Raw genomic sequence first — 19758 nt, forward strand, 5'->3', positions numbered from 1 at the left:
GAAGCAGAGGGAAAAGAGGGCCAAGTAGAGTCGCTCGGCGACGCTGAGGCATCAGGTCGTCAACTCTGTACGCAGTCCTTGATAAGCGTATAGTTGCAGGCATCTTGGCCCGACACCTCTCTCATCGAAGTCTAAACCGATCGCCCCCCTGCGCAGGCTGAAGGGGGGCATTGGAGCGTCGATTGTATTGCGCGCTGCATTCTGGATTGTCCGGCAACTCGCAGCGTTGAGGTCGTCCGTCGCTTCACACCATCGAACAGAAGTGTGTCAGAAAGATGATACCACTGGTCATGCTTAAAATGCGTTCGGCATTTGTAGCTGTGACATGTAGATAACTTGCAGCCGGAGTTCCCTAGCCAGGTGCACACCTCAGCGAGATGGCGACAGATCTCTCGTTTGCAGAGGCTGGCCGAGTCTGTCTAAGCACTCCGCTCTAGGGTTGAGCCGAAGCTGGCTCACCCGGCACCACCTCTAGCGTTCCCAAGCCAGGTACGAACTCGATGTCCTGGATGTGCCCTTTCAGGACGGACATCAAGCCAGTCCGTCGCGCATCCTCGTTCCCATTTCTGATTCCACAGGCTTGCCCTTCGTCAATCGGCCATCCGTGTTGTTCCCATGTCCATTTTGACAATCTACGCAGGCAGTCATTCGAAAGGCGAAGTATCGTCGGTGCCTCGGAGTGCTCGTTTCGAACCCGCTTCAACTGCGCGTTGAAATACTCCAATTCTTCATTTGGTCTCATGATTTTCTCCATGTTTTCTTTATGAATAAACGTTTGCGATTTCTTAAGCGTTCCAGCTCGCTCTTATTCGTGGCGAGGGCGAATCCCGTAAGAAACAGTTTTGTCACACTACTGATGTTTGCTAGCACTATCCAATTAAACTCAAAACGAAGAGCCGCATCGTTGTGCTCCAGGAGCGGGCTTCTCCGCGTCGTTCCCATTGGAACAGCGATAGTCAGAAGGAGCAATTCCAAGGAATAAAATCCGAGGCTCGAATCAAGCGGGGGTAGAAGGCAGATTCAACTGCGAGGCCCAGCTTCAGGCTCGATTCGAAGTGGATCAGCAACGGGACCCGTGCATCGACTCGATTAAGACCTGCCAGCGACGATAAACGCGCCGCCCATGCTTTCTGAACGCCTGAAGTATAGGTTAGTTCGACTGCCAAGTCAATGATTGGAGGAATTAAGAGATAGGAAGGCACTCCCGGCTGCGATAGCCCAAGACTTTCGGACAGTGGCGGGAGCCGAAATAATGGTTCCCTTAGGAGGTCGGAAACATGGACGCGCAAGCGAAGCGGCAGCGGCCGATGTATAGCGATGAGTTCAAGCGAGACGCGGTGCGGCTGGTGGTTGAAGAAGGTTATTCGTTCAAGTCAGCTGTGCTGCGGTGGGGGTGTGCGATGCGACTCTGCGTGATTGGCATCGCAAGCTGGCTCCGCCGCCCGAGCCGTGTGGTGACGACGCCACGGTCGAGGAGATGCGAGCCGAGATTGCTCGGCTCCGCAAACAACTCAAACGGACCGAACTGGAACTTGAAATCCTAAAAAAAGCCACGGCGTACTTCGCGAAGGAGTCGACATGAAGTATGCCTGGATCACCGAACATCGCGACTCCTTTCCGGTGGCCCTGATGTGCCAGCTCCTCCAGGTCAGCCGCTCGGGTTACTACGCCTCGGTCGATCGTCCGCCGAGCAGGCGTGCCGAACGAACGGCCAAGATTCACCAGTCGATTCGGCAAGTATTCGACGAGCGACACACGGTGTACGGCCCAGCCAAGGTCGCCCAGGAACTCGCGCAGCGAGAGTAACTGGAAACGGCCTGTCGCAACACCGTGGCCCGAGCGATGCAAGAAATGGGCCTGAAAAGCCGAGTCCGTAAGCGGTTCACGCCGACGACGACCAAGGCGGATCCGTCCAAACGGCCAGCGCCGAACGTCTTGGATCGGGACTTCGATGCGGAGCGTCCGAACCAGAAATGGGTGACCGACATCACGTACTTGCCGACGCTGGCTGGTTGGGTGTACGTGGCGGTCGTCGTCGATCTGTTCAGCCGCGAGGTGGTAGGTTGGTCGATGAGTCGCTCGCTGGCCACCCCGCTGGTGAGCGATGCGTTACGTCAAGCCATCGAGTCGCGCCGCCCCCAGCGTGGCGAACTGCTGCATCACAGTGATCGCGGTTGTCAGTACACGAGTGAGAGCTATCAACGGACCTTGCAGACGCTTGGCATCGAGTGTTCGATGAGCCGCCGGGGCAACTGCTACGACAACGCCGTGGCCGAGCGGTTCTTCTGGAGTCTGAAGCACGTGTGGACGAAGCACTGTCAATGCCGACACACACGTGCACATCCCACAGAGTCAGGCACCAGCGCTCGCACAGGGATGGGGGAGAGTCCCGTCTCCAGTGTTTCGATGGGTGGACATCGTGTGAATCCCGCCTGAGTCCGCGCGGTTAGCCAAACGCCGTTCAGAGGCAGATCCGTGGCATCTAGGCTCCGGATTGGTCTTGCATCGCTGGCAAGTTCCTTGCTTTGGGGGCCGCGACGATTTACTATACAAGTTGATCTTTTGGTGGTCTTCCCGCCAGATTCTCTTGTCCCTTGGGGCAGAGTTGCCGACATCCGGGCAGCTTGCCTCGAGTCGCGTGGCGTGCACCGCTAGAATTGAGCAGTTGATAGGGAGCGATCAATCGAATGAAGTATCTGGGGCGGAGGGGCGGTTGGGTGCCTGCACAACTCAAAGGGATGCAGCGGCGGGTGCGACGATTCGAAATGCTCGAAGCACGCATGATGTTGGCGGGCGATGTTATTGCCTACAACGATCACGTTGCTGGTCCCGCTACCGGGCAATACGTCACAAGCTACGCCACCAATGGCGACAATTCGGGTTTCTTGCTCGACAGCCAAACGGGCGCTCCCACCTCGATCACGCTGACGACCACTTCCCAAGGCGTGTCGTACGAAACCACCACCGGCGTGCCGGCCGCGGGGACGGATGCGAGCAATTTATTTGATGGCTACGTCGATTTCAGCTCGTCGTTCGGGAGCAGCCTCGCGCTGAGCGGCAACGATTGGTATCGGCACAACTTTTCGGGCCTGGACCCCGATGCCGACTACGACTTTGCCGGTACCACCATCCGCGGTAACACCGGTTACACCAATCGCTGGACGCTGGTGACGCTGGTGGGGGCCGAGTCATTTACACCAGCTCACAGCACAGGCCTTGGTGTGGTCACCGCCGGCTTGCCTGCCAATCAGGTGGCGATCTGGACCGGCGAAAACCACCAGTCCAGTCAAGGTTTCGTCGCCCAGTGGCAGTCCATCGATCCGGGACAGGATGGCGAGTTTGAGATCGTGTCCGAGCAATATCGTGGCTCGACTCCGGGTGTCGGGTCGGGCAGCGCGTTATTTGGCTCGAAAGGTTACGCCCTGACCGGGGTTCGCCTGGTCGAGTACGCCAGCGGACTCCGCGTGCAAGCGACCGACCCTGCCGATGGCCAACTTCTGACTTTGCTGCCCACCACCTACACCGTCGACTTCAGCGAACCCGTCAATCCGGCCACGATAGACGCCAGCGACCTGCTGGTCGATGGACAGCCGGCCACGGCGTTCGAGTTGCTCGACGCCGATACCGTCCGCTTCACTTTGCCAGCGATCGCTGGCAACGGGGTGCATCATGTCAGCCTGGCCGAAGGAGCCATGCGAGGCAGCGACTCGGGCGAACCGCTGGTCGCCTTCAGCGGCAGCTTTGCCCTGCTGGTTGGCGAAGGGGTGCTGATTAACGAGATTGGCTACGACGTGGGAGACGACTCCGAGCCGCTGGAGTTCGTCGAACTGTACAACGCCGGCAGTTCGGCAGTAGACCTGTCGGGCTGGCAGCTCGACAGTGGCGTTCAGTTCACGCTGCCCCATGGCACCGTTCTGCAATCGGGCGAGTACCTGGTGATCGCCCAGCATGTGGGCCAATTCACCAGCCAGTTTGGTGTGCCTGCCGTGGGGCCGTTTGATGGTCGCCTGAGCAACGAGGGCGAAGTGCTCCGGCTGCGAGACGCCAATGGTGATCTGCAGGACGAAGTCGATTACCAATTGGGGTACCCCTGGCCCACGGTCGGCGACGTGCCAGGCGAGTCGATCCAACTCATCAACCCGACGCTCGAGAACGATCTCGGCGGGAGCTGGCGATCGGCACCCGTGACGCCGGGGGCATCGAACGCCGGGTTTGCCATCAACGCGCCGCCGCAGACTCGCAAGGTCGACCACTACCCGATTCAGCCGCAGCCGAGCGAAGACATTACCGTAACGGTGAAGGCGACCGACCCGGATGGCATCGGCGCGGTGCAGTTAGAGTACCAGTTGGTGAACCCGGGCGATTACATTGCCATAGACGATCCTCGTTACCTGACCAGCTGGACCACCCTCGCCATGGTGGACGATGGGACGAATGGCGACGTCACCGCCGGCGACGATATTTACACCGCCATCTTGCCCGGTAGCCTGCAAACGCATCGGCGGCTGGTGCGGTACCGCGTGACCGTCGAGGACACCCTGGGGGCGAGTGTCACCGTGCCGTACGAGGACGACTCACAACCGAACTTTGCTTACTTTGTTTACGGTGATACACCCGATTGGACCGCCGCCGCCCGGCCGGGTGTCACGCCCGACATAACGTATTCAGGCGACTTGCTGGACTCGGTGGCCACGTATCATTTGATCACCACCCGCCAAGCCCACGAAGATTCGCAGCACATTCCCGATTCGAATACCCCCGCGTACGGCGGCAGCGAGTACCTGTGGCATGGTGCCCTGGTGTACGACGGCATCGTATACGACCACATCCGGTTTCGTGCTCGCGGCGGCGTGTGGCGCTACTCGATGGGCAAGAACATGTGGAAGTTTGACTTCAACCGAGGTCACGACTTCCAAGCCCGCGACGATTACGGCAACACGTACAAAGTGCCTTGGAGCAAACTGAACCTGAGTGCAATTGTCCAGCAGGGCGACTTCTGGCACCGCGGCGAACAAGGCCTGTTCGAATCGGTTGGCTACAAGTTGTTCAACCTGGCGGGAGTGCCGGCGTCGAATACCAACTACGTCAGCTTTCGTATTATCGAAGACGCCGACGAAAACGGCAGCAGTCAGTTTGGCAGCGACTTCCAGGGCCTGTACCTGGCGATCGAACAGCTGAACGACAACTTCTTGGACGATCACGACTTGGGCGATGGCAATCTGTACAAAATGGAAAATGGCACCGGCGTCAATGGCATCGGTGGCGAACTAAACAACCAGGGAGACTACCCTCAGCCGAACGATTCGTCCGATCTGATAGCGTTCAAGACCGCCTACGAAAACAGTACGCAAACCGCCCAGTGGTGGGACGATAATCTCGATCTCGAACAGTACTACAGCTATCGTTCGATTGTCGATGGCATTCACCACTATGACATCGGGGCTGGCAAGAACTACTTCTTCTATCACAATCCCGACACCGATAAGTGGGAGACCGTTCCTTGGGATCTCGACCTGACCTGGGCCAACAACATGTATGGCGACGGCAATGAGCCGTTCCGGAATCGGGTGCTCCGAATTCCAGAGTACAACGCCGAGTACCGCAATCGTATGCGCGAGATTCGCGATCTGCTGTTCAATGCCGACCAAGTGCGCTTGCTGGTGGAAGAGACGGCGTCGTTCGTCTATACCGCTGGACAACCTTCGCTGGTAGATGCTGATCGGGCGATGTGGGACTACAACCCCATCATGACGTCGTCGTACGTGAATTTGAACAAAGCGAACGTCGGGCGCTATTATGCCGGGGGTGGCGGCATTCTCAGCTTTGGTAGCTACGCCGGAATGATGCAGTTACTCGTCGACTACGCCAGTACGCGAGGCGCATGGATCGACAGCAATATCCTGACTGACGACTGGCTGGTCCCCCAAACTCCGACCCTTACTTATTCGGGTGACGCTGGCTATCCCATTGGCGGACTTGAGTTCACCACTAGCCCGTTTTTCAGCACACAAGCGGGATTCAACGCCATGGAGTGGCGCCTCGCCGAGGTATCGAATCCCGATACCCCCGGCTTCGATCCCGCCGAGCCGTGGATTTACGAGATCGATTCGATTTGGGAAAGTGAGGAGCTGACGACGTTCGACGACACTCTGGACCTGACCGTCAGTGGCCTCGAAGCAGGTCATACTTATCGTGCGCGAGTGCGGATGCAGGATGACCAAGGTCGCTGGAGTCACTGGTCGGATCCCGTGGAGTTTGTGACTACCCCGCCGATCGACGTCCCCACGCTAGCCATCACGGAACTGCATTACCATCCCAACAACCCCGGTCTGGTGGACGAATCGGATCAGGAATTCTTCGAGATCTATAACACAGGCACACAAACGGTCAACCTGGCGGGCATAAAGCTGGCAGACTTTGCTTCGAATCCGTATGTGTTTGCTGATGGCATGTCTCTGGCACCTGGTGAGTACCTGGTGATTGCCCGTAATACTTCGGTGTTCGAATCGATCTACGGAACCGGTATCAATCTCGCTCCTATCGGATATGGCGATGCTAACCTGAGCAACGGCGGCGAGACACTGACCCTCCTAGCAGCCAGTGGGGCCGAGATTCTCTCGTTCACCTACGGCGACTCCGACCCGTGGCCCGCTGCGGCCGACGGCGACGGACCTTCGCTGGAGATCATCGACCCGCTAGGCAGTCCGAATGATCCGACAAACTGGCGGGCCAGCGCCGTGGACGGAGGTTCCCCCGGCTGGAGTGGCGAATCCGTGGTACAACTCGCAGGCGACTACGACGATAGTGGTACCGTCGATCAGTTGGACTACCAAGTGTGGAAAGATCAATTCGGCCAGATGCCCACGTCACCCGGCAGCGGAGCCGATGGCAACGGCAACGGTTCGGTCGACCTGGCAGACTACGTAGTCTGGCGGAACAATCTGGGGGCGACGCGTCCTGTAGCCGCGCTGGTGTACGGCGACACGGAGCTAGGCCGCATCGCGCTGCGGCTCGATGAGGATATCACCGGCGAGACGGCCGATAGCCCGATGTCGCAAGCGGCCCTCGTCGATGTAGCCCTCGCCACGTGGGTATCGCCCGCGACTCGAACCACACTAGACTACGCGGCCGCCGTCAGCGCCGATCTGACACCAAGCACCACGGATCAGGCCTTGTTGTTACTTGACGAGTCTGAGCGGCCCGCGAAAGGGTCGCTCACCACGGAAGACTGGTCTCCCGACGACTCGGATGAAAACAGATTCGACCCAGATCATGAAGACGAAGTGGCGACCAACCTCGCCTTCGAGTTCGACATACTGGCTCTAAAACTTGCGTGAAGTCAGGATCCGCGAAAGTGCCAAATACCCCAACGCTGGATTAAACGAGGAGCTACAACACCCGATGCCAGCGGCTTCCCCAACTTTCTACTTCTATTTCCCCTGCGTCCAGGCCAACCCCCAATCGAATTAAGTCTGTTGCGAGTGAAGGGGCGCCCGATCACGACTGAGGAGTTCGAACGGCTGTTGGCTGCTGTGGACAAAGCAGTTCGCCCGGAGGCTGCGGACTCGTGGAAGTTGCTACTTCGCGGCTTGTGGGCAACAGGGCTCCGCCCAAGCGAAGCTCTCGCCCTCCGCTGGGACTATCAACCCGATGGGGTCCACGTCGTGTTGGATGGCAAGCACAGCGTTCTGGCGTTCGATGCGGAATCGCAGAAGTCCGGAAGCGTGGAGCAAACTCCACTGGCTCCCGAGGCTGTGCAACTGCTGGAACCGCTCGAGCGGGCATCCGGCTGGGTGTTCACTCCGATTCGCCCAGATTGCACCGTAATCAACAGGGCAACAGCCAAACGCAACTACGTGACGAACTTCGTCGGCAAGTAGATAGCCCGCATCGGCTCCGCAGCCGGCGTGGTTGTGGATCCGGCGAACGGCAAAACTGCCACCGCCCACGACTTGCGGCGGGCGTTTGGCTCCCGCTGGTCCACGCGGGTTATGCCCGCCCAGTTAAAGCAGCTAATACGACACGCCGACATCCAAACTACAATGACGTACTACGTGCAACAGTCCGCCCGAACGGCTGCAAGCGACCTCTGGAGGGTATTGGACAAGGAGTTACGCAAGGAGCCAGAGCAGCGGGAATCGCAGAACCCAAAAAGCCGTAGTTTCCTTAGAGGCTTCTGAGCACACCCCGCAGGATTCGAACCTGCAACCTTCGGATTCGTAGTCCGATGCTCTATCCAGTTGAGCTAGGGGTGCATACCGCTTGGGGCCGGAGCCTGTGGGCGAAACCCATATCATGCCCGAATCTCCTCGGTTCTGCAAGAGAGGCCTGACACCCGGTCAAGGTTCGCCGTGGGCGCGGGGCGGGGCGTCGTGGAGTCGGGCGGCGGGTGCTACAATTTGGCTATTCTCTAGGGCAGATTTTGTTGCCGGGCGCGAATTTCGGCGGTGCCGATTGTCTGGCCGCGCCCAATTGCCACACGCATCGTGAGTGTCTATCCGCTATGGACGAACAGTCGCCCTTTGCATCGCCGCAGAGCCAACCGGAACTTCCCGAAGAACCCGTTCAGGATGAACGCCAGCAGTGGGCGGACGGCCCGCAGCTTACGTTCCGGGCGATTGTCACAGGATGCCTGGTTGGTAGCATCATTGCTTGCACCAACATCTACATCGGCCTGAAGATTGGCTGGACTTTTGGCGCTTCGATTATTTCGGCGGTGCTGGGCTTCTCTTTCTTTGCCGTGATCAACGATCGGCTTTCCGTGATGGAGACCAATATCGCCCAGACGTCTGGATCGGCGGCCGGCTCGATGGCATCGGCAGCAGGTCTGGTTGCGGCAATACCGGCGATGCAGTTGATGGGTTACCAGATCACCTGGTGGGAACTGATGCTGTGGTCGCTGGCCGTGGCCTTCCTGGGAGTGTTCTTCGCGGTGCCGCTGCGGCGACAGATGGTACTGGTAGACCAACTGAAGTTCCCCACCGGCACCGCCACGGCCGAAACCATCACCGCCATGTACAGCGAGGCGTCGGTTGCCATCGCCAAGGCGCGGGTGCTGCTGTTCGCGGGTTTGTTCGCCGGCCTGTTTACCCTGGCCTACTACTTCGTCCCTGAACTCGAACAGCCCCCGATCGCGGAATGGACGGGAGTGGCGGTGCTGGCGACCATGTCGGCCTGGGGTTTCAAAGTGTACCTTGGCCCCGCGTTGTTGGGGGCCGGCTTTCTGATCGGGCCACGCGTGGTGCTCTCGCTGCTGGGCGGGGCGATTATCGGTTGGGGCATCCTCGGACCGTTCGCCCAGTCGCAAGGCTGGGCTCCTGGCGAGGTGAACAGCTATAGCGATGGCCCGCGGGGCTGGATTCTCTGGCCCGGTGTGGCGCTGATGGTTAGCGAAGCGCTGGCCAGTGTGGCATTCAGTTGGCGGACGTTTATTCGCGCCCTACAGGGAGTAGCGGCCGCTGCCGAAGGTGGCTCGGATGATAGCGCCGAGTCGATTCCGAACATGTGGTGGATCATCGGGCTGGCGATTGGCTCGCTCCTTACGATGGTTATCGCGCAGCTGGTGTTCGGGATTGCCTGGTATTTTTCGCTGCTCGCTATCGCACTGTCGTCGGTGCTGTCGGTTGTGGCCGTTAGATCAACGGGCGAAACCGACATCAATCCGGTTGGCGGGATGGGCAAAGTCACCCAGTTGGTGTTTGGTGGCTTCGCTCCGGGGCAGATCTCCACCAATCTGATGTGTGCGGCGATCACCGGTGCCGGGGCATCGCAGGCGGCCGATATGATGCAGGACCTGAAAACCGGCCACCTGCTAGGGGCTTCGCCTCGCAAGCAGTTTATTGCCCAGATCATCGGCATTCTGGCGGGTATCGTGTTTGTAGTGCCGGCCTACATGCTGTTTACGAAGGCCTACACCATTGGCGGTGAAGATGGGTTGCCTGCCCCGGCAGCGTTCGCTTGGAAGGCCATGGCCGAATTGCTTGCCGAGGGCTTTGGGGCATTGCCACCTTACAGTCCGCACATTGTGATGGCCGCCGCGGTGGTGGGCGTGGTGCTCGCCGTGTTGCGGCGTTTTCAATCGATCGGGCCCTACGTACCCAGCGGCTTGGCGCTTGGCATTGCGTTCATCGTGCCGCCCTACTATTCCCTGGTGATGGTCTACGGCCTGGTGATTTGGCTCATCTGGAAGTGGCTGTCGCCGCAGTCGTGCCGCAACTTCGACTTTGCGATCGCCTCGGGCCTGATCGCCGGCGAGGGGTTAATGGGAATCGTGAACGCCGTGCTTACGATTCTCGGTGTTCCGACATTAAGCGAGTTGCTTTTCGGGGCTTGATGGCCGCGGTGCCGTTCGTCACTAAGGTTCGAAGTCACTCGGCGAATTCTCTTCGCTTGCGGCAAGCTTTGCCCGCGACCGCCACGTCATCACGATGAGCACCAGCCCGCCAATTGCGCCGAACAGGTAACTGGCCATATGGATGAACCAGTCGGTGAGGAACGCGACATGTTTGTCGGCCGGTATGCGTGACGCCATTGGTTCCGGCAGGAACACCGCGCCACTGCGAGCGACGAAGTAGCCTGCGACACCAGCCAACGCTGCCAGTGCTCCGATGGTGAGCATCAAGATGGCCATCGGCCTGACGAGCGATCCAACATCCCGCGTTGGCCGCTTTCCGGCGCGAGCGACGATGGCCAGGGGCACGCCAAGTCCGGCACCGACCCACCATGTGGCGAGCACGCCCCAGGCCAGGCCCACGATCGTCGGGGACGTAACTGGCACCGTGAAGATGGGCGGGTGGCCAATGGTGAAATATTCGATGCAAATCCGCGCGGTGAACTGGTCGTGTACCACACCGTAGGTGACCGCGGCGAGGATCGATAGTACGACGATGGCAATGCCCTGAAGCATGGGGCTTGGACTCCGACTCAGATCATTGGCTGCGGGATGGCTCGCTGGGGACGCTCGCATTTAAAGCATAGTTCAGCATTGCCAGCGATTCTGCTGGGTGCCAAATCACTTCTCTTCCCGTAGCCATTGCACAATGTCGAGCCAGCCAACAGCGATGCCCAATTGACGTAGCATGTTGGCGCATTGGGCTCGATGGTGCGTGCCGTGACCACAGAGTTGCACCAGCGACTCGGTTACTCGGTAGCAGTTCTCGGGGCCGCCGATCGCAACATAGACGATGCGGTCGGCAGATTTGTCATCGAGGCTCTCGATAAACTGGTTTCTCTGGCCGCACACCATGGCGTACTGTTCACGCATGGAAGACAGCGACCGAGGTTCCTCGCCGCGGGGGAATGCCGAACGATCGGCGGCCCAGTTGCCCAGCCACCATCGCTCGGCGTCGATCATGTGTTGCAGGTTATTACGGAGCGAGCCGGTGCCCATGTCGAACGCCTGATCCAACTGCGGTTCGGCGAGTTCCGCGGCGCCGGCAAACACCCGGTCCATAGCCCACTCGCTGTAGGCAAAGTAGAACTCGATCCGCGAGCGGTCGAAATGTGGGATTCTACCCTCGGCAGTGGCGACCTCCAGTCCATAGGATCGCAGCGGTTGCAAACTTGCTTCGGGCACCTCGCACGAGGGATAGGCGATCTTATAGAAGAGGTAATCCAACCCACCCGGCACCTTGCGGCCGAACGATTTCAAGTAGCTGAGCGCTTGCGCCCGATGATGCATTCCATGGTTGACCACGTGGTTCATCAGGTCGCCCAACGTAAAGGTCCACTCGTTCTGCTGGCCATCCTTGAAAGTGACTTGCCGCGTGAAGTTATCGGTCGCCTCGCTGGCGACTAACTCGTTTCGATCTGAGGCGACACTGGCGGCCCGCGCACGAATCTCGCTGATCGAGAGGCCCTCGGCGTCCCGCGCGAGCGGCGGAGCCGGCTCGCCACGCCACCGCCCGAGCCACACGCGTTCCGCTTCGAGCATGTGGAACAGCGTATTACGCAGCGACCCAAACCCCATTTCTCGCGGCTCATCGAGTTGCGTGTCGGTGAGATCGGACGACAAGTCGTACAGCTTGGCGTTCGCCCAGTCGTTGTGGGCGAACATGTCTTGAAGGATGGTGGTGTATTGCATGGGTGTCCTTGATGCAAATAAAGCACTCGATTGCACGAGGTCGATGGGGGCCGAGTCCGGGAGCATCAGCGATGTATGCGATATCGCTACAGCCCTTCTTCCGGCGTCCTCGGCACCCAGGCGAACTCGTAACCATCCCCCAACTGCATCCTTGTGAGGCAGATAATCTCCTGCGCATGGCCCTGGAAGTGAGGGACGCTGTCGAAAATGGCCTCGACGCCGGAGACTTCAAAGTTTTGGACCAATCTTTGGCGGATCAGGTCGGCGTCGCTGGTGGCGAGAATCGCCTGTTTGGCTTCTTCGACGGCCGTTTGGAGTATCGTCCAGAGCTGTTCTTTCTCCAGTGTGCGGTCGGCCGAGAATTCGCTGGGGCGATCGCGGTTGTCGACGGCTCCGCCCACACCGGCGACGACCCATTGCCGCAGGTTGCCGGCGAGGTGCAGCATCAGGTTGCCGACGGAGTTCAATCCTTCGGCCGGCCGCCACCACAATTGGTCTTCGGTCAATTGATCAAGGCAATGCCCGATCTTCCGCATCGAACCATCGAGCGAACGACAAGCTCCCTGCCGCATGCCCAGGCTTAGTTGGTCACTTACGCTCATGATGTCTCTTGTTCTCTACTTGCACTGTCTTCCGCCCGCAGAGTCGAGCTGCAAAACTTCCCTTGCCAGGTATCTCGTCGCTCGAACTCCGCATCGATCTCTCGCTTCACCGCTCCTTTGTTCAGGCACCACTCCGGGCCGATGAAATAGTCGGGTGGGGCGTCGCCGCTGATGCGTTCGATGACCATCGTGGGGGGCAACAGTTCCATGAAATCGACCACCGTTCGCACATAGTCGTCCTGGCCCATCAGGGTTACTTCGCCGGTTGCCAACTGGTCGGCCAGCTTGGTGTTCTTCACGCAGTACAGGTTGTGCAGCTTCACCCCGTCGACGTTGAGCCTGGCCAGTTCGCGGGCCGTGGCCAGCATGTCGTCGTGCGATTCACCCGGTAGGCCCAGGATGGCGTGGGCGGAAATTTCGAACCTTCGATCCTGGCTGCGCCGCATCGCGTCGAGCATCGCATCGTGGTGGCAACCACGGTTCATCCAGTCGAGCGAGCGGTCGTGTATAGTCTGCATGCCGTATTCAACCGAAACGTAGCTGCGCTCACCAAACTCGTTCAGTAGTGCAATTACCTCTTCTGGCACGCAGTCGGGGCGGGTGCCGATCGCCAGACCGACGACTTGTGGGTGTTCGAGGGCCTGCTCGTACAAGTCGCGAAGCCGGTCGACGGGGGCGTAGGTATTTGTGGCCGGCTGAAAATAAGCGAGAAAATGCTCGCAATCGGCATACCGAACCTTCATGCGAGCCAGGCTCTGGTCGATTTGTCCCCGGATATCGGCCCGTGGCAACCGGCGGCTGGGACTGAAGCTGCGGTTGTCGCAGAACGTGCATCCCCCCTTGGCAACCGTGCCATCGACGTTGGGGCAGGTGAATCCTGCGTCGAGGCTTACTTTCTGCACCCGATGGCCGAAAAGTTCGCGCAGCCGGAATCGGTAGCTGTAGTAGCGAAGTCCTGACTGTCGCCAGTCAGGAAAATTATCGGTCGACGTAAGTGGTTTGGTTGACGGCAATTGGGGCGACGAATAAATTAGGGGGTTGGCGAAGGACTTTGTTGCGGGCCATTATTCCTCCAAATGAGGAGGGGCCCGATCATCGCGCGACCGGACGGGGCAAGACCGGCCGAGCGATGCAGGCCTGAGGGCCTCTATGACCTTCGTGCGTGATTAACAGTTATATTCTTGTGTTCTTCCAGTGAGGTCAACCATGCAAGGCTTCGACGCCGAATTTGGGGAACTGATCCCCATGGGCGGAGGCGATACCATTCCCCTCAAGAAGCAGCAGTTGCTCGTTGGCCGACGCGAAAGCTGCGACATCGTCCTCCGCTTTGCCAATGTGTCGGCCCATCATTGTCAGTTGACCCTCGATAGCGGGTATTGGTACGCCCGCGACCTGGGCAGCCGCAACGGCATCAAAGTCAACAATGTGCGTGTGCAGGAGAAGCGGCTCGACCCAGGCGACATCCTGCATGTGGCCAAGCACCGCTACGAAGTAACCTACTCGCCCGCCGATTTGGGTGCCGTCGGTCCTCCGCCCGATGACAATCTGACTCGCGAGATCTTGGGCGAGTCGTTGTTGTCCCGCGCCGGACTCGAGGCCAAAGCCAAGGCCGAGGCAGAAAAGGCCGGCAGGCGGTACGACCCCACGAACCACAGTGCAGGCCAGATTGACCTACCGGATAAACCAGTCTAGGCAGAGGCCGAAGTCGGAATGTCAAATGTTGCATTCGATACTTCGCAGACTCTTTGCTTCTTGGCGCCCCAGCATCTAGCCCATGGCCCGTAAGAAAAACAAGGTACGGGCGACGTTCCGTAAGAACCGTGAGGTGCGGACGCGCGAGAACGATCTCACTCGTTCCTATGGCGACGAAGCGGCCGAGGATCACCTGCAGGGCGAGCGCATCAGCGGCAAGGGGGACCTCACGCGCAAGCGGACCGTTGTCGGTGGCGAACTTATCGAGGACGAAGCCGGCGAGTACATCCTTCCTGATGTCGACACCTCGGTGTGCCGACCGGGACGCGTGCTTCGCGTACAAGGATTGGTGAGCATCGTTCGCGATGACCACGGCGAGCTCTTTTCCTGTGCCACACGGCGGCTGTTGAAGACGCTGGCTACCGATCAGCGGCATGTCGTTGCGGCCGGCGACCACGTTTGGTTCCGGCCCGAGGGCGATGGCGAAGGCATCATCGAACGCGTCGAGCCCCGACGGGGGTTGCTCTCCCGCACCAGTCGCGGCCGCCGTCACGTGTTGGTAGCCAATGTTGATCAAATTGTCGTAGTGGCCAGCGCGGCCGAGCCCCGCATCAAGCCAAATCTGATTGACCGCTTCCTGCTGACGGCCGAGAAAACCGAGATCCGACCGGTCGTCTGTATCAACAAGGTCGACCTGGTGGAGCCAGCCGACCTGATGCCGTTGGTGGGCGTTTACAGCCAGCTCGGGTACCAGGTGCTGCTGGTCTCTGCCACGACGGGCCAGAACATCGACCAGCTGCGAGAGTTGCTCGCCGGTCGCGATACGGTGCTCAGCGGGCAATCGGGCGTTGGAAAGTCGTCGTTGCTGAACGTCATCGAACCTGGGCTTGGCCTTCGCGTACAGACCGTGAGCACCGAATCGCAAAAAGGTCGCCATACCACCACCACCGCCGAGTTGTTTCCGTTGGCATCTGGCGGCCACGTGATCGACACGCCTGGCATCCGCCAGTTCCAATTGTGGGACGTCATCCCCGAGGAAGTGCCCGGTTTCTTCCGCGAACTGCGGCCGTACGTCTCCAGGTGCCGCTACCCCGACTGCACCCACACGCACGAGGATTTCTGCGCGGTCAAGGACGCCGTGGCCGACGGCCGCATCGACACCCGGCGGTACGAAAGCTTTACGCAGATCGCCGCGGGCGACGAGGCTTAATGTCGCAGGTAATGTCGCAGTAGCGCGGCAAAACGATTCACTGCGACAAAACTCGCTCGATCACCCACTGCGACAATACTCGCAAGTCCTTGTACTTCCAAATGTTATGTCGATCGAGGGGCTCGCGAACGCACGAATTGTTGCGCGCGTTTTGTCGCAGGTGCGACAAAACCCTGCCGGCTGACGCGGCAAGGCTCCAAGAATCGCATAAACCTGGTCTCCACCGCTCCTCAATTCTGCTGGTGCCGGCTTCCTGACCCTACCACCCGGCAACCACTATTAGAACCATTCGTCGGGCGGAATCTACCGCGATTTTTTGACACACCGCGTGCGTCCACCGCACACTCTGCTGGACGTCCATTGCTCGTGCCCCCGGTTCTCCTACGCCGAATTCTTCAGCGGACGGACGATCGTCGGCTTCCGCGAGGTTGCAGCGTTGAGGTGGTGAGATGGCGTGTGGAGTGACTGCTCCGACCGACGCATTTGGCAGATCTTCCACCCTTGGCATTGCTACTTGTGTTAGCCTCATGCCACCGGAACGCACCCACCGCCCCCCTTAAAAGAGATGGGTGGTCCGGGGCTTGAGGCAAGTTATGTAGGAGTGTCGCGACGAAACGCGAGTTGAGCAATTCTGGCGGGAGATAGCGAGGTGAGGAGTATGGCCAAATGGGACCGGCTCATCGAGTGGAAGGACGGAAGGAGGGGAAGAGGCGGATGCGGGCCATCTCATTGGCGACATGGCGACTGCGCGTTCCACCAGCTCTGTTGATGAAGCTAACCACATCTCCGAGTAGGGACAACCGATTAAAGGCGGAACGCACCGGAACGCAGTCGCCAAGTCCTTTTAGGGACTCGGGTTGAGTTCGCCGCCGGCATAAGTGGAAAAGCCACGATAAATAGCAGGTTCTATTTCACCAGCGAGAAAATGCGCCGAGCCATCGCAGTGGAGAAACCAGCCGCCGGTTAGGTGGTCGCTGCGGAAGTTGCTCGTGGCATGCGAACCGCCTTCAAACGACGCACGGCAATCGGTTGCTGCGGCCGTGTTGAGAATCGTGTGGGTTACGGGCCACTTGTTGAGCGATTCGGTTGTCGAGGCGAATATCGAACTGCCCACGAAGTTGGGCAGCATGAAATCGGCCGGAAGGTTGCCCACTACCCAGGGATAATCGGCCAACGCGCCACTGGCATCGGGCATCGAACAGCCGAATCCCACACACACTGGCCACCGTTCGCCACCGGCAGCCTCGCCCATGGCAATTGTGTGGCTCAGCCCGTCCGAGATCTGGCGGAGTTTCTTTGGGTAGCCGATGTCGAAGACTCCACGGTACTGCTCAGGGTATTGGCCCGAGATGCACCAGGCATCCGTCACGCCGTGCGAGTAGGCGTAGTCGACCGTGGCGAAGGTGTCGCCAATCGGCAGTCCCAAATCCTCGAAAACACTACTCACAAACAGTTGGGCGCCATTGGACGGGCAGTGAAATAGGGACACCTGAGCCTGCACCACGTCGTTGCCCTGGAGCCAGTACGGCTGGTTGAGATCGTAGAGGTTGGCGAGGCCCGCTTGTTCGAAATAGGGCAACAGCAATGCATTGGCGTTGGCCGTGATGTCTGCAGGGCCGAACGGTGGTTGGGCCTTTACGCCTGGCGGCAGCATTTCTAGCGCCGCCTCGTAGTTCAACAGGGCCAGTCCGAACTGCCGCAGGTTGTTGCCGCAACTGGTACGCCGCGCCGACTCGCGTGCTGCTTGCACCGCGGGCAACAGCAGTGCCACCAGCACACCAATGATGGCAATTACCACCAGCAGTTCGATGAGCGTGAAGCCGCCGGGTTGCGGTTGGTCAGCAGAGCTTACTCGGACTTGGGATGCCCGTCGGCCAGTCGAACGGCAGCTGCTGTATCGTAAAAGTTCTTCCACTCAAGAATCCTCCCCCGCCTGAGCTTATATCGATTCACCTGCCACACCCCGACTGGCGTGCTCGAGTGCTCACTCGTCCAATAGGTGGAACCAATCACAAAGACATCTTCGCCGGTTCGCAGAATCTCCGGTTCTTTGTCTCCTCCATGATACGTGAAACACTTCAGCAGGATACTGAAGTACTCGTGCAAGCCATCGAGCCCCCGCCATACGCCCGCAAACGGCAGTCCCGTTTCCTCGCCCGCGATCCAGACCATCAGTTCGTCGTCGAACAGGTGGCTCATCTTGTAGCCAACGTCGGCACCGTAGTCGCTTAGTGCCAAGTAGAACGTTGAGATCACCAGGGCATCGGAGAACACCAGGTCTTCGGGGGCCAGATGCTGTTCGGGAGTGGATAGCGTCTCGGCTAGAATATCGATGGTGTCTGGGTGGAGGGGAGTGCCAGATTCCGCCTTGCGAATGAGCCGCGAGGTGAATCCCGACTCTTCGGCCAAGCGTTGCTGCGTCCACCCTCTGTCGTTTCGCAGTTTGCGAATGTCGTCCCCCAGAACGGGGAGCGATGTGCGCGGCGGTGGATCTTTCCAAGTCATGGCATCCCCGACTGCTGTTGGAAAATACTGCGCCCGTCTGCAATTGTACGCGAGTATAGCGTAGTCTTCCGCTGCCTACTACTGCGAAGGCACTGGTGCGTAGCTACATCGAAACTTCCAGGGCCGATGGACCACTCGAAGTGAGGGGAACTCGCAAGTCGAGGCTCTTTCGGTGGTCCGTGTGATGTCTCCCCGCGAGCCGACATTTCGCTACAATACGCCCTACTTTGTTCCGTAAGGCAATCCTTCCACGTTTGAGTAGGTAACAAGTGGACATGTCCGAAGATATCGTCAGCAAGTTTGTGCTTCTGTGGGCGGTGATCGATCCCATCGGGACTATACCGGTTTTCATCTCGGCCACGGCAGAGCGGACGCCGAAGGAACGCCGGCACATTGCCCTCATTGCCACGGCAGCTGCCGCGCTGATACTGCTGTTTTTCATCGCAGCGGGCGAAGCTGTGCTGGCGGCCATGGGAGTGCCGCTGGTGGCATTTCAGATTTCCGGCGGTATCGTGCTATTTCTGTTTGCCCTGACTATGATTTTTGGCGAAGGCAAGCCGGAAAGCGAAACCAAACTGCTCCCCAGTGTGCACGAGACGGCCATCTATCCGCTGGCCACCCCTTCGATCGCTTCGCCCGGGGCCATGATGGCGGCGGTACTGCTCACCAAGAACGACGTGAGCACCATCGCGGACCAGGTGACGACCTCGATCGTGATGCTCGTCGTACTGGCCATTGCGTGCTGTCTGATGCTGGGTGCCGGATTTATTTCGCGCATTATCGGCACTGGGGGGGCGAGCATCATCAGTCGAGTGATGGGCTTGATCCTCGCCTCGGTGGCGGCCGCCAACGTGCTGGAGGGGGCCAAGGAGTACTTTGGGTCGTAGCGTAATTGAACACTAGTTCGATTGATGCCTGACTAATAGATGTGTCCAATCTGCACGACGGATGTTCCGAGTGTGGCCTCTAGTCCGGAGACGAATTGCTTACCGGGAACGGAGTTGGACTTCTCAAAAATCTTCGGTAGGTCCTTTCCGCAGTCCAGGACGAGCGCCGCACGCCAGGCTCCCACAAAACCATCTGGGAAGGGGAGCTTTCCTTCACGTTCAAGTCGCAAGTTCGCGTAACTGTGTTCATCCGCTTTGGCCATTGTGGCGTAGAATGGTGCCAATCCGCCAAACGGCTCAGCTAGAGTCTCACAGTCGGAAGCATCGATGTAGAAATATTCATTGCTTGGATGAATCCGTAACTGAGTTCCAATGACCAGATCGATGCTCTGCAGATAGCGATCACCGGCTGGTATCTCGGGGTAAACCGACGGCCCCAGAATCTGCTCGATAGCCACCGCACCCTCGAGTCCTGTATAGCGGACGAGGAAGTTGTTTGCGTTCCCTGGAAGTTCCTCCAGCAAAGCCGAATCTGTCGGCAAACCGTCAGCGAGGTTGAACACCCGAGGTGCTCCCGCCTTGAGTTCCCACTCGGCCAACAGTCGGTCCACTTTCCTGGCAATCTCCACAGAGCCAATCCAGGTTAGATCCCGAACGATGAAATAGTGTTGATACTCGACGCCCATGCTGTTTCGGTCATTTGGTGTGACTGGTAGGGGTGCCAAAAGTATGGCTCTTGCTGTCCTCGAACGGAACCTGAGGGTATCCTGCCCGCGCCAC

Annotated in this window: 16 protein-coding genes and 1 tRNA gene; 9 read left to right on the top strand and 8 right to left on the bottom strand. The window is 59.1% G+C overall.

Going from position 1 to position 19758, the window contains the following annotated elements:
- Nucleotides 1-1393: 1393 nt before the first annotated feature.
- The 5 genes from NG895_RS10715 to NG895_RS10735 all read left to right on the top strand — a co-directional run bounded on the left by NG895_RS10715 (nucleotide 1394) and on the right by NG895_RS10735 (nucleotide 7880).
- Complete coding sequence (locus NG895_RS10715; RefSeq protein ID WP_252852480.1) at nucleotides 1394-1582, top strand: hypothetical protein; 189 nt, start codon at nucleotides 1394-1396, stop codon at nucleotides 1580-1582.
- Nucleotides 1579-1806, top strand: coding sequence for a hypothetical protein (locus NG895_RS10720; protein ID WP_252852481.1), 228 nt, complete (start codon nucleotides 1579-1581; stop codon nucleotides 1804-1806). Before NG895_RS10715 ends, NG895_RS10720 begins: the two co-directional genes overlap by 4 nt.
- Nucleotides 1807-1830: 24 nt before the next feature.
- Nucleotides 1831-2436 carry an IS3 family transposase gene (locus NG895_RS10725; RefSeq protein ID WP_341871447.1) on the top strand — a complete coding sequence of 202 codons (606 nt, stop codon included), beginning with the start codon at nucleotides 1831-1833 and terminating at the stop codon, nucleotides 2434-2436.
- Nucleotides 2437-2717: 281 nt separating this feature from the next.
- Nucleotides 2718-7337 (top strand): lamin tail domain-containing protein, encoded by a 4620-nt coding sequence (locus tag NG895_RS10730; protein WP_252852483.1) that lies wholly within the window; start codon nucleotides 2718-2720, stop codon nucleotides 7335-7337.
- A 144-nt stretch (nucleotides 7338-7481) separates the two neighbouring features.
- Entirely contained in the window at nucleotides 7482-7880 is a 399-nt protein-coding gene (locus tag NG895_RS10735; RefSeq protein ID WP_252852484.1) for a site-specific integrase, read from the top strand.
- Nucleotides 7881-8181: 301 nt separating this feature from the next.
- Here NG895_RS10735 and NG895_RS10740 read toward each other — a convergent pair.
- A tRNA-Arg gene (locus NG895_RS10740) sits at nucleotides 8182-8255 on the bottom strand.
- 248 nt (nucleotides 8256-8503) lie between these two features.
- Here NG895_RS10740 and NG895_RS10745 point away from each other — a divergent pair.
- Nucleotides 8504-10333, top strand: a complete 1830-nt coding sequence (locus NG895_RS10745; RefSeq protein ID WP_252852485.1) for an OPT family oligopeptide transporter — start codon at nucleotides 8504-8506, stop codon at nucleotides 10331-10333.
- A 21-nt stretch (nucleotides 10334-10354) separates the two neighbouring features.
- On the opposite strand, the gene NG895_RS10750 is transcribed toward NG895_RS10745, so the two are convergent.
- The 4 genes from NG895_RS10750 to mnmL all read right to left on the bottom strand — a co-directional run bounded on the left by NG895_RS10750 (nucleotide 10355) and on the right by mnmL (nucleotide 13697).
- A complete protein-coding gene (locus tag NG895_RS10750) occupies nucleotides 10355-10906 on the bottom strand; it encodes a hypothetical protein (protein WP_252852486.1) in 552 nt (183 codons plus the stop codon).
- Between the two features lie 105 nt (nucleotides 10907-11011).
- Nucleotides 11012-12082, bottom strand: coding sequence for a DinB family protein (locus NG895_RS10755; RefSeq protein ID WP_252852487.1), 1071 nt, complete (start codon nucleotides 12080-12082; stop codon nucleotides 11012-11014).
- Between the two features lie 86 nt (nucleotides 12083-12168).
- Entirely contained in the window at nucleotides 12169-12684 is a 516-nt protein-coding gene (locus tag NG895_RS10760) for a DUF1572 family protein (RefSeq protein ID WP_252852488.1), read from the bottom strand.
- A complete protein-coding gene (gene mnmL / locus NG895_RS10765; protein WP_252852489.1) occupies nucleotides 12681-13697 on the bottom strand; it encodes a tRNA modification radical SAM protein MnmL/YtqA in 1017 nt (338 codons plus the stop codon). Before mnmL ends, NG895_RS10760 begins: the two co-directional genes overlap by 4 nt.
- Nucleotides 13698-13890: 193 nt before the next feature.
- On the opposite strand from mnmL, the gene NG895_RS10770 reads away from it, so the two are divergent.
- Both NG895_RS10770 and rsgA read left to right on the top strand, forming a co-directional pair.
- A complete protein-coding gene (locus tag NG895_RS10770) occupies nucleotides 13891-14376 on the top strand; it encodes an FHA domain-containing protein (protein ID WP_252852490.1) in 486 nt (161 codons plus the stop codon).
- An 82-nt stretch (nucleotides 14377-14458) separates the two neighbouring features.
- Entirely contained in the window at nucleotides 14459-15586 is a 1128-nt protein-coding gene (rsgA, locus tag NG895_RS10775) for a ribosome small subunit-dependent GTPase A (protein ID WP_252852491.1), read from the top strand.
- Nucleotides 15587-16430: 844 nt separating this feature from the next.
- On the opposite strand, the gene NG895_RS10780 is transcribed toward rsgA, so the two are convergent.
- Together NG895_RS10780 and NG895_RS10785 are read right to left on the bottom strand one after the other, a co-directional pair.
- Nucleotides 16431-17501 (bottom strand): DUF1559 family PulG-like putative transporter, encoded by a 1071-nt coding sequence (locus NG895_RS10780; protein ID WP_252852492.1) that lies wholly within the window; start codon nucleotides 17499-17501, stop codon nucleotides 16431-16433.
- The gene (locus tag NG895_RS10785) at nucleotides 17435-18091 is read right to left on the bottom strand and encodes a helix-turn-helix domain-containing protein (RefSeq protein ID WP_252852493.1); all 657 of its coding nucleotides are present in this window, start codon (nucleotides 18089-18091) and stop codon (nucleotides 17435-17437) included. The genes NG895_RS10780 and NG895_RS10785 overlap by 67 nt, the downstream gene beginning before the upstream one ends.
- A gap of 275 nt (nucleotides 18092-18366) precedes the next feature.
- On the opposite strand from NG895_RS10785, the gene NG895_RS10790 reads away from it, so the two are divergent.
- The gene (locus tag NG895_RS10790) at nucleotides 18367-18978 is read left to right on the top strand and encodes a MarC family protein (RefSeq protein WP_252852494.1); all 612 of its coding nucleotides are present in this window, start codon (nucleotides 18367-18369) and stop codon (nucleotides 18976-18978) included.
- Nucleotides 18979-19010: 32 nt separating this feature from the next.
- On the opposite strand, the gene NG895_RS10795 is transcribed toward NG895_RS10790, so the two are convergent.
- Nucleotides 19011-19577, bottom strand: coding sequence for a hypothetical protein (locus NG895_RS10795; protein WP_252852495.1), 567 nt, complete (start codon nucleotides 19575-19577; stop codon nucleotides 19011-19013).
- Nucleotides 19578-19758: the final 181 nt, after the last annotated feature.

The sequence above is a fragment of the Aeoliella straminimaris genome (genome assembly GCF_024054565.1).
Lineage (GTDB): Bacteria > Planctomycetota > Planctomycetia > Pirellulales > Lacipirellulaceae > Aeoliella > Aeoliella straminimaris.

Coding starts and splice junctions, on each gene's coding strand:
- NG895_RS10760 (WP_252852488.1), bottom strand. CDS start 12,684: ATGAGCGTAAGTGACCAACTAAGCCTGGGCATGCGGCAGGGAGCTTGT.
- NG895_RS10750 (WP_252852486.1), bottom strand. CDS start 10,906: ATGCTTCAGGGCATTGCCATCGTCGTACTATCGATCCTCGCCGCGGTC.
- NG895_RS10720 (WP_252852481.1), top strand. CDS start 1,579: ATGAAGTATGCCTGGATCACCGAACATCGCGACTCCTTTCCGGTGGCC.
- NG895_RS10770 (WP_252852490.1), top strand. CDS start 13,891: ATGCAAGGCTTCGACGCCGAATTTGGGGAACTGATCCCCATGGGCGGA.
- NG895_RS10755 (WP_252852487.1), bottom strand. CDS start 12,082: ATGCAATACACCACCATCCTTCAAGACATGTTCGCCCACAACGACTGG.
- NG895_RS10790 (WP_252852494.1), top strand. CDS start 18,367: ATGTCCGAAGATATCGTCAGCAAGTTTGTGCTTCTGTGGGCGGTGATC.
- NG895_RS10785 (WP_252852493.1), bottom strand. CDS start 18,091: ATGACTTGGAAAGATCCACCGCCGCGCACATCGCTCCCCGTTCTGGGG.
- rsgA (WP_252852491.1), top strand. CDS start 14,459: ATGGCCCGTAAGAAAAACAAGGTACGGGCGACGTTCCGTAAGAACCGT.
- NG895_RS10745 (WP_252852485.1), top strand. CDS start 8,504: ATGGACGAACAGTCGCCCTTTGCATCGCCGCAGAGCCAACCGGAACTT.